This is a genomic window from Alicycliphilus sp. T452, from assembly GCF_054512775.1.
In genome coordinates this window covers 1-8066 of record NZ_JBTNEH010000048.1, presented here as the reverse complement: position 1 = coordinate 8066, position 8066 = coordinate 1, and the positions used below count along the sequence as shown (strand labels likewise).

Sequence of the window (8066 nt, the reverse complement as noted above, 5' to 3'; positions counted from 1 at the left end):
CGTCGTGCGCCTGACGCTGCGCAGTAACAGCTCTATCTCGGCAAACTTCTCTCGGCTGATGTCGCTCGGGTATTGCTTTCTTTTCACACCCCTATTGTCTGAGGTCGGAAGATCGCAAACAGGCTCTAAGAACAGTCCTTGATCTGTATGCTCAGACTAGGCACTGCCGGTCGAAAAAGGCTTTGCGCCAGCGCTGCACGCGCACTTCGCGGAACAGCCCGTGGGCATGAAAGGGGTCGCCGGCGATGAAGCGCTCGGCCTCCTCGCGCGTATCCACATCGACGATATAGACACCGCCGCCGGCATCGGTGCCGTCGTCGTTGAGCTTGGCGCCCGCAGCCAGGACGATGCCGGCTTGCTGCTGTACATAGGCCAGATGGACTTGGCGCAACTCCTTCCGCAAGTGGCTGCGTTCGATGTCATCCCAGGTTTCGATGTGGTAAGGCATGCTCAGTCTTTCAGAGGGGGGGCAATTGCCGTTGATGGTTTAATCCAGGGTGGCACCGGAGGCGCGCACGCGTTCCTCCTGCACCGTGCGGTCGTTACGGAGGTACAGAGCGAATGCGGTGGGGGAGGAGGCCACCACCGAGTAGGCGTAGGGGTCGATGTACTTGTCGCGGAAGTCCTGCTCCTGCAGCACGGCCCGTGCCGCATTCGCCAGTCGAACGGCCAATGCCGGCGGCAAGCCCTTGGGGCCCGTCAGTCCGATCAAGAAGCCAGCTTGCACGTCCTTGATACCGAGCTCCTTGAAGGTCGGGACATGGGGCAGTGCCTTGGGCCGTTGCTCGGCCGAAACGGCAAGACCCTTGATCTTCTTGTCGACGATGTAGGGGCCGAGGAAGGCCACGGCCAGCATGGTCGCATCCACCTGTCCTGCCATCAGGTCGGGCAAGATGGGCGCAGCGCCCTTATATGGCACGTGGTTCCACTGGAAGCCTTCATTCTTGCCGAGCATCGCCATGGGCAGATGGGTCACGCCACCGACTCCGGCCGATGCGTAGTTGACGGGCTCCGAGTTCGAGCGAGCGCGCGCCCGAGCAATGAATTCCTTGGCGGTTTCAGCCGGGAAGTCCGGCCGGACGGCCAGCACCATGGGCACATGGATCAGCTGGCTGATGGGCACCAAGTCGGTTTCTGGAACGTAGCCCAGCTTCTTGTACAGGAACTGGTTTTGCGTCAGCGGCGCTTCGGTCGAGACGAACAGCGTATAGCCGTCGGGCTTGGACCTGGCAACGAACTGCGATGCTACGATTTCGTTGGCCCCCGGTTTGTTGTCGATTACGACGGGCTGCTTAAGCTCCGCCGACAGGCGCTGGCCCAGAGCCCGGGCCAGCGCGTCCACCGGGCCTCCGGCCGGATAGCCGACTACGAAGGTGATGGGCTTGCTGGGCCAATCCTGTGCCAACGCCGGTGCTGCGGCACTTGTCAACCCCAAGGCTGCCAGCAGGCAGTATGCGAGTGTCTTGTTCATTTGATGAAGTCTCCTGTGTTTGGATTGATGATCGAGCGGCGGGATGCTAGGAGTCTCTGCGCGCGCCGGCCATTGCGTTCTGTCGAAGACGATGTTTCAGCCACGCAAACGTCCGTGCTCCAGAAGATGAAACGTAAGCGGCTAGCGATCCCCTCTTGACGCAGACAAGGTTGAGCGCAGGAGCTCTCAGGCGGCAGGCATCCAGCGGTGCGGCAACAGTTCGTCGATGCGGTGGTTGGGGTGCGAGAGCAACCGCTCGAGCACATCCTTGAGGTAAGCCCATGGATCGTGCCCATGCAGCCTGGCCGAGTGCACCAGGCTCATCACCATGGCCGCACGCTGGCCAGCCAGCTCACTGCCGGCAAACAACCATGCCTTCCTGCCCATCGCCCAAGGGCGCATCAGGTTCTCGATATGGTTGTTGTCCATGCTCACCGCACCATCGTGCAAGAAGCACCCCAATGCCTGCCAGCGTCTGAGGCTGTAGTCCAGCGCCGCAGCGATGCCACTGCCGTCGGGCACGCGTGCACGCTCCAGGCACAGCCAGGCGTGCAACTCGTCCCACAGCGGCTGTGCATGCCGCTGCCGGTGCTCCAGCCGCTCGGTACTCGTCATCCCACGCGTCTGGGCCTCGACGCGGTACAGCCACGCGATGCGCTGCAGGGCTTGCTCGGCCACGGGGCTAGTGTGGGCCTTGGCCAGTTCATCGAACTTGCGCCGCGCATGTGCCAGGCATCCCGCCTCGATACAACCCTGGCGTTTGAACACGGCGTCGTAGCCTGCGTAATCGTCGCAACTGAGCGTGCCCCTCCATTGGGCCAGGAAGTCGGCGGGGTATCTGGAGCCCCGACCTCGGCAGAAGTCGTAGATGACACCCGGCATCGCGTCATGCTCGCCTCTGGCATAAGCCCACACATAGGCCTTGACAGTCTTGCCCGCACCGGGATCGAGCATCCGCACCGGTGTCTCGTCAGCGTGCAGCACCGCAGCGCCCAGCACGAAGGCGCGGTGCGCCTCGTACAGCGGCATCAGGCTGGCGGCGGCTGCCCCCGACCAGGCCGCCAGCGTGGAGCGCGGCGTGTGCACGCCCGAGCGGGCGTTGATCTGCTCTTGCCGGTAGTACGGCAGGTGGTCCACGAAGCGGCTGACCAGCGTGTGCGCGAGCAACCCGGCCGTGGGCTGGCCCTTGTCGATGATCTGGGGCGCCACGCTCTCCTGCACGAGGGTGCCTTCGCCCTTGCGCAGGCAGCCCTTGCAAACCCACTTGCCGCGAATGTGGCGATGCACGAAGAACTCCGCCGGCACGATGTCCAGCCGTTCCGAGATGTCCTCGCCAATGCGCGTCATAGGCTGGCCGCACCCAAGGGATGGGCACAGGGTGCTCTGGGGTTCGTGGCGGTGTTCGACACGGCGCAGGTGCTCGGGCAGGGCCTGGCGGCGTGGCTTGCGCGGGGCCGGTCCGTCGGCTGGCGGTGCCGATGCCTGGCTGTCTTTGTCCTGCAGGGCTTGCAACTGGGTCTCAAGGCTGGCTTGATCCTCAGCCAGCGTCTCCTCGAACAACTGGCGCTGCTCGGCGTTCATGGCCTCGGTCCTGGCGCCGAACCTCCAGGCCTTCAGGCGCGCCAGCTCGAACGTGATGCGCTCGATCCTGGCGTCCTTGAACTTGAGCGCCTGCGCCTGCTGGGCAATCTGCTGGTCGCGCGCGTCGATCTGCCTCGTTTGCTCGGCCATGTGCGCAAGCATCTGCTCGGCGAGCCGGGCCATCGCCGCAGGGTCCAGGGAACGCATGTCCTGAGCCTTGAGTGCGTGCAGATCGAGCATGCCTCGATTGTGAAGTGCCGATCACTGCGAAGCCATCGGACATTCTCGGATTGCCTTGCCTGCGGCTCACATCCGCGTGATGGTCTTGAGTTGCTCCAGGCGCTGCCAGGGCAGCCCCAGCACCAGGGCATCGAACTGCTCGCGCGTGAGCGTGATGCAAGAGGCTCCCGCCGCACCTCGGCGCGGCCACACGAAGCCGCCCAGGTGCAGGCGCCGCGTGGCGCACCACACGCCGAAGCCATCGTGCACCACCAGTTTGATGCGGTTGGCCCGGACGTTGGCGAAGAGATAGCCGTGGTGCGCGTGGGCGGCGCCAAAGACCTGGACCACGCGCGCAAGCAGGCTGTCCACTCCTGCCCGGATGTCGATGGGCTGCACCGCCAGCCATACGGCGTCGATGCGGATCATCGCAGCACCTCGCGCAGCCAGGCGGCGCATGAGGACGCCTCGCTGACAGGCCAGTGCACGGTTACCGGAGTGCCAGCAATGCTCAGCTCAATGCAGATGCTTGACGCTGTCTGCCTGGTGCCTGGCTCGATGGAGATGGGCAGGAATGTCGTGGCGCCGTGGTGTTCCTGGACGCTGGCGCCGAACACGGTCGTTTGAGCATCGTCTGTCCCATGGTCATCGCGCACGCCCGCATCGCTGATCCAGCGTTGCAGCAGATCGGGGCGGATGCCGTGCAAGCGCGCGACGGCAGAGATCGTCTGGCGCGACTGCCTGTAGCTTGCGATGACGCGATCCTTGAACTGCTGATCGTGCCGGAAGTAGGGGCGTGCTGCCAGGTCCGGGGAAAGGGAGGTCATGTTCATGGAGACTCATGCAGAAGTTGACATCGGCACGAGGCTCCTATGCCGATGGCCAAGCAGCAAGAGGGGATCGCTAGCCGCTTACGATGAAACGCTGGTTTTCGCAAAGTCGAATTGCCGGGTCGCGCCACTGCGATCAACATGCCGTCCCGACAACGATCGCATCACACAACGAAGGGACACCACAGGTGATCAACAAGCAGTTCTCCAGCGCAGCCGAAGCGCTGGCCGACATTCCGGACGGTGCAGTCGTGGGGATCGGTGGATTCGGCAATTCTGGCGTGCCGCTGGACCTGATCGATGCATTGATCGACCACGCGCCGCACGAACTCACCATCGTCAGCAATAACGCAGGCGGTGGCGAAGTCGGCTTGGCCCGCCTGCTGCAAGCAGGGCTGGCGCGCAAGCTGGTCTGCTCGTTTCCACGGTCGGCCGATTCCTATGTGTTTGATGGACTGTATCGCAGCGGCAAGTTGGCGCTGGAACTGGTACCCCAGGGCACGCTGGCCGAGCGGCTCCGAGCCGCCGGGGCGGGCATTGGCGCATTCTTCACACCGACTGCCTACGGGACCGTGCTGGCTGAACAGCGCGAAACCCGCGTGCTGAACGGTAAGCCACAGGTGCTGGAGCTGCCCCTACACTTGGACTACGCGTTGGTCAAAGCCGAGTGCGGGGATCGTTGGGGCAATCTAACCTACCGCAAGTTGGCGCGCAACTTTGGTCCGGTGATGGCCATGGCCGCACGCTGCACTGTCGCGTCCGTGCAAAGCATCGTCCCGCTCGGTGAGCTCGACCCAGAAAGCGTCGTGACCCCGGGTATATACGTACGCCGCGTGGTCGAGCGCAGCGCCGCCATCCAGATCCGGGAGGCCGCATGATGAACGAAGTCCGCAACCGAATCGCCGCGCGCGTCGCGCGGGACATTCCCGAGGGTTCCTATGTGAACCTCGGCATCGGGCTGCCAACCCTGGTCGCCAACCACATCCCCGCCGACCGCGAGGTGATCCTGCACAGCGAAAATGGCGTGCTCGGCCGTTGGCACCGTTCGGGTGAAGGACAGTTCGATCCCGACGTCATCAATGCGGGCAAGGAGCCGATTCACCTGCTGGCCGGCGCAGCGCTCTTTCACCACGCCGACTCGTTCGCGATGATGCGTGGAGGCCATCTGGACATCTGCGTCCTGGGAGGCTTTCAGGTTTCCGAGCGTGGAGACCTCGCCAACTGGCATGCGGGCGATCCGAACGCCATTCCGGCCGTGGGGGGGGCTATGGATCTCGCCGTCGGTGCTAAGCGCGTGTTCGTGACCATGGAGCATGTCGGCAAGAACGGTGTGCACAAGATCCTGCGCGAATGCACCTATCCGCTGACCGGCAGCCGCTGTGTGTCACGCATCTACACCGACCTTGCGGTGTTGGAGGTGCATGCCGATGGTTTGCATGTGATTGAGCTGTCGCCTGGCGTGACGCGCGAGCAGTTGGCCGCATCCACCGGCGCAGACCTAATTTTTGAGCCGGCGCTCATCGCCTGATTTCCCCGCATCCCTATCTCACAGCTTTCAACGAGGAGACTTTGCATGCTGTTCTGTGCCCGCATGGAAGTGCGCATTCCGCACGACCTGGATCCTGCCTTTGTCCAATCGCTCAAGGAGCGCGAGAAAGCGCGTGCCATCGAGCTGCAGCAGCAGGGCAAGTTTCTGCACCTGTGGCGTGTGGTCGGCCAATACGCCAATATCAGCATCTTCGACTGTGCCAGCAATGACGAGCTGCATGAGGTACTAAGCTCACTTCCGCTCTTTCCGTACTTGCAGATCGAGGTCACGCCGCTAGCGCGGCATCCGTCTTCGATCGCCTGAGAGGAAACCGCCCATGTTGGATACCTACCAGGTCGGTGACGTGCGCATCACTCGCATCCACGAATACTCCGGCCCGACGCACGACCCTAAGTTCCTGCTGCCCGATATGACCCCAGAGCAGTTGGAGAGCCACCGTAGCTGGATGGCGCCCGAGCATTGGGTTCCAGCAATGAACAAGCTGGTGCTGACGGTGCAGCTGTGGGTCGTGCAGGCGGGCGACAGCATCATTGTCGTCGATACCGGCGTCGGCAATCGCAAGCCGCGCGAAGGTATGGCCCGCATGCACCAGCTCAACACACTCGTTCTCGAGTGGCTGGAAGCGGCCGGCGCCCCGGCTGACCGCGTGACTCATGTCGCGATCACGCATCTGCACATGGACCATGTCGGCTGGAACACGCGCTGGCAGGACAACCGCTGGACGCCGACTTTCCCGAACGCCAAGTATCTGCTACCGCATGACGATTACCGCTTTTGCCTGGAAGGCAAGAACAAGGAGCAGCCGCTGGATGTGTTCGGCGCGGCCTTCGACGATAGTGTGCAGCCGTTGGTCGCTGAAGGTCTGGTGCAAATGATCCGTCCTGGCGATGAGATTGCCGGTTGTTTGCAAGTCGAAGACGCCTGCGGACACAGTCCGGGGCAGGTCGCGTTCCGGGTACGGTCGCGCGGCGAACAGGCGGTGTTCTGCGGCGATGTATTCCACAATCCCATGCAGATTGTGTTGCCAGACATTAACTCCGGCTATTGCATCTGGCCTGACAAGGCTCGCCAGACGCGGCGAGCCATGCTGGAGGACTTGGCTCAGTCCGGCGCACTCCTGTTGCCGGTGCATTTTGGCGATCCATACGCCGGCTACATCCGGCGGGAACAGGGCGGCTACAAGTTCGAGCCTGTAGCGCGGTCGCGCTGAAGCGTGCGCGCGTGACGTTCGACTGTCTCAATGAACTCCCGCGCGTATAGCGGGAGCGCGGAGAAGCTTCGCGCGCATAGCTGATATTCGCGATAGGCCCATTCGTCTTCGAGCTGGCACACGTTTACGGTGCCGCGCTCGTTCATGCGTTGCACCAGCACTTCGGGAACGACGGCGATGGCGACGCCGGCTTCGACCATGCGGAAAATGGCCTCAAAGCCTGCCACCTGAACGCGGACCTTCAGTTCACGATGGAGCCGCAGCGCCTGCTGCCGCAGGAACTCCTGCGTCACGGCGCCATCGAGCAGGGACACCAGTTCCTCGTCGAGGATGTCCGCGAAGTGCAGGCTGGAGCGCGCACCCAGCGGGTGCGCCGGCGGCGTCACGACGACAAGCCGGGAGGTCAGGAACACTCGACACTCGAGTCCTTCAGTCGGGACGTTACCCGAGATCAGGCAAAGGTCCGCAGCGCCATCTAGCACGGCACGCGCAGCTTCCTCACTGAGCCGCTCGCGCAAATCGATCTTCACACGGGGGAACTTGGGAAGGTAGTCGTGCAGAACCGGAGGAAGGAACTCGGTGATGCCCGTTGTGTTCGCCAGTACTTTGAGCCGGCCGCTGACTCCGGAACCTAGCAGTTGCAGGTCGCTGTTAAGCAACTCTATCTGCGCAAAGATCTTGTGTGCGTGTTCTAGGTATACCTTGCCCGCCTCGGTCAGCTCAACGCCTTGCGGGCTACGCAGCAGCAGCTTCAAGCCCAGCGCCTCTTCCAGGTGTTTGATGCGTTGGCTGGCTGCAGGCACCGAGAGATAAGACCGAGCGGCGCCGCGGGTGAGGTTCTTCTCTTCCGCAATGTTGGAGAACACGCGAAAGTCATGCAAGTCATAGCGCATGGCGTTTGGGCTAAGGGTCTGAAGTTGCGCCAGAGTAGATGTGGATGCCGCGCATGGTCCGCATTCTGCACTGAAAGCGTGGCGGTTCTTGAACGAACTGGTGCTCGAACACCTGGCCAAGTGGTTGGCCAATCCGACAATCGCCGCAAGCTGTGCGGCTGGAGTTGGCAAGATGTCTGTGATGGGCTTAGAGCGGCTAACAAAACGGTGCAAGATGGCGAACGCAGATGATGCAGCAAGCCAGAGAAAGCAGCGCGAGATGAATGTCGATGCGGCGCTCAAAGCGAGTCCGCAGCTTGCCCAAGGCAGCCAA

Annotated in this window: 10 protein-coding genes and 1 pseudogene; 4 read left to right on the top strand and 7 right to left on the bottom strand. The window is 62.8% G+C overall.

What is annotated here, in order from left to right; all coding sequences use genetic code 11:
- Positions 1-151: 151 nt before the first annotated feature.
- From ACX12L_RS22510 to ACX12L_RS22490, 5 genes are all read right to left on the bottom strand, one after another.
- Positions 152-448, bottom strand: a complete 297-nt coding sequence (locus tag ACX12L_RS22510) for a YciI family protein (RefSeq protein WP_013722834.1) — start codon at positions 446-448, stop codon at positions 152-154.
- A gap of 39 nt (positions 449-487) precedes the next feature.
- Positions 488-1471, bottom strand: a complete 984-nt coding sequence (locus tag ACX12L_RS22505) for a Bug family tripartite tricarboxylate transporter substrate binding protein (RefSeq protein WP_459264525.1) — start codon at positions 1469-1471, stop codon at positions 488-490.
- Between the two features lie 186 nt (positions 1472-1657).
- Positions 1658-3235 (bottom strand): IS66 family transposase, encoded by a 1578-nt coding sequence (tnpC, locus tag ACX12L_RS22500; RefSeq protein WP_459264526.1) that lies wholly within the window; start codon positions 3233-3235, stop codon positions 1658-1660.
- A gap of 123 nt (positions 3236-3358) precedes the next feature.
- Positions 3359-3700: an IS66 family insertion sequence element accessory protein TnpB gene (gene tnpB / locus ACX12L_RS22495; RefSeq protein WP_459264524.1), complete on the bottom strand. Its 342-nt coding sequence runs from the start codon at positions 3698-3700 to the stop codon at positions 3359-3361.
- Complete coding sequence (locus ACX12L_RS22490) at positions 3697-4104, bottom strand: transposase (protein WP_459264523.1); 408 nt, start codon at positions 4102-4104, stop codon at positions 3697-3699. The genes tnpB and ACX12L_RS22490 overlap by 4 nt, the downstream gene beginning before the upstream one ends.
- Positions 4105-4289: 185 nt before the next feature.
- Between ACX12L_RS22490 and ACX12L_RS22485 the strand changes: the two genes are divergently transcribed.
- From ACX12L_RS22485 to ACX12L_RS22470, 4 genes are read left to right on the top strand one after another with little or no spacing between them, the layout of a single operon-like run.
- Positions 4290-4979: a 3-oxoacid CoA-transferase subunit A gene (locus tag ACX12L_RS22485; protein WP_013722836.1), complete on the top strand. Its 690-nt coding sequence runs from the start codon at positions 4290-4292 to the stop codon at positions 4977-4979.
- On the top strand, positions 4976-5629 hold the full coding sequence (locus tag ACX12L_RS22480) for a 3-oxoacid CoA-transferase subunit B (RefSeq protein WP_013722837.1): 654 nt from the start codon (positions 4976-4978) through the stop codon (positions 5627-5629). Before ACX12L_RS22485 ends, ACX12L_RS22480 begins: the two co-directional genes overlap by 4 nt.
- Positions 5630-5674: 45 nt before the next feature.
- Positions 5675-5953 carry a muconolactone Delta-isomerase gene (gene catC / locus ACX12L_RS22475; RefSeq protein WP_013722838.1) on the top strand — a complete coding sequence of 93 codons (279 nt, stop codon included), beginning with the start codon at positions 5675-5677 and terminating at the stop codon, positions 5951-5953.
- Between the two features lie 13 nt (positions 5954-5966).
- Entirely contained in the window at positions 5967-6860 is an 894-nt protein-coding gene (locus tag ACX12L_RS22470; protein WP_013722839.1) for an MBL fold metallo-hydrolase, read from the top strand.
- On the opposite strand, the gene ACX12L_RS22465 is transcribed toward ACX12L_RS22470, so the two are convergent.
- Together ACX12L_RS22465 and ACX12L_RS22460 are read right to left on the bottom strand one after the other, a co-directional pair.
- Entirely contained in the window at positions 6827-7753 is a 927-nt protein-coding gene (locus ACX12L_RS22465; RefSeq protein WP_459264522.1) for a LysR family transcriptional regulator, read from the bottom strand. The genes ACX12L_RS22470 and ACX12L_RS22465 overlap by 34 nt on opposite strands.
- A gap of 196 nt (positions 7754-7949) precedes the next feature.
- Positions 7950-8066: pseudogene (locus ACX12L_RS22460) on the bottom strand (IS5/IS1182 family transposase); the annotation flags it as partial.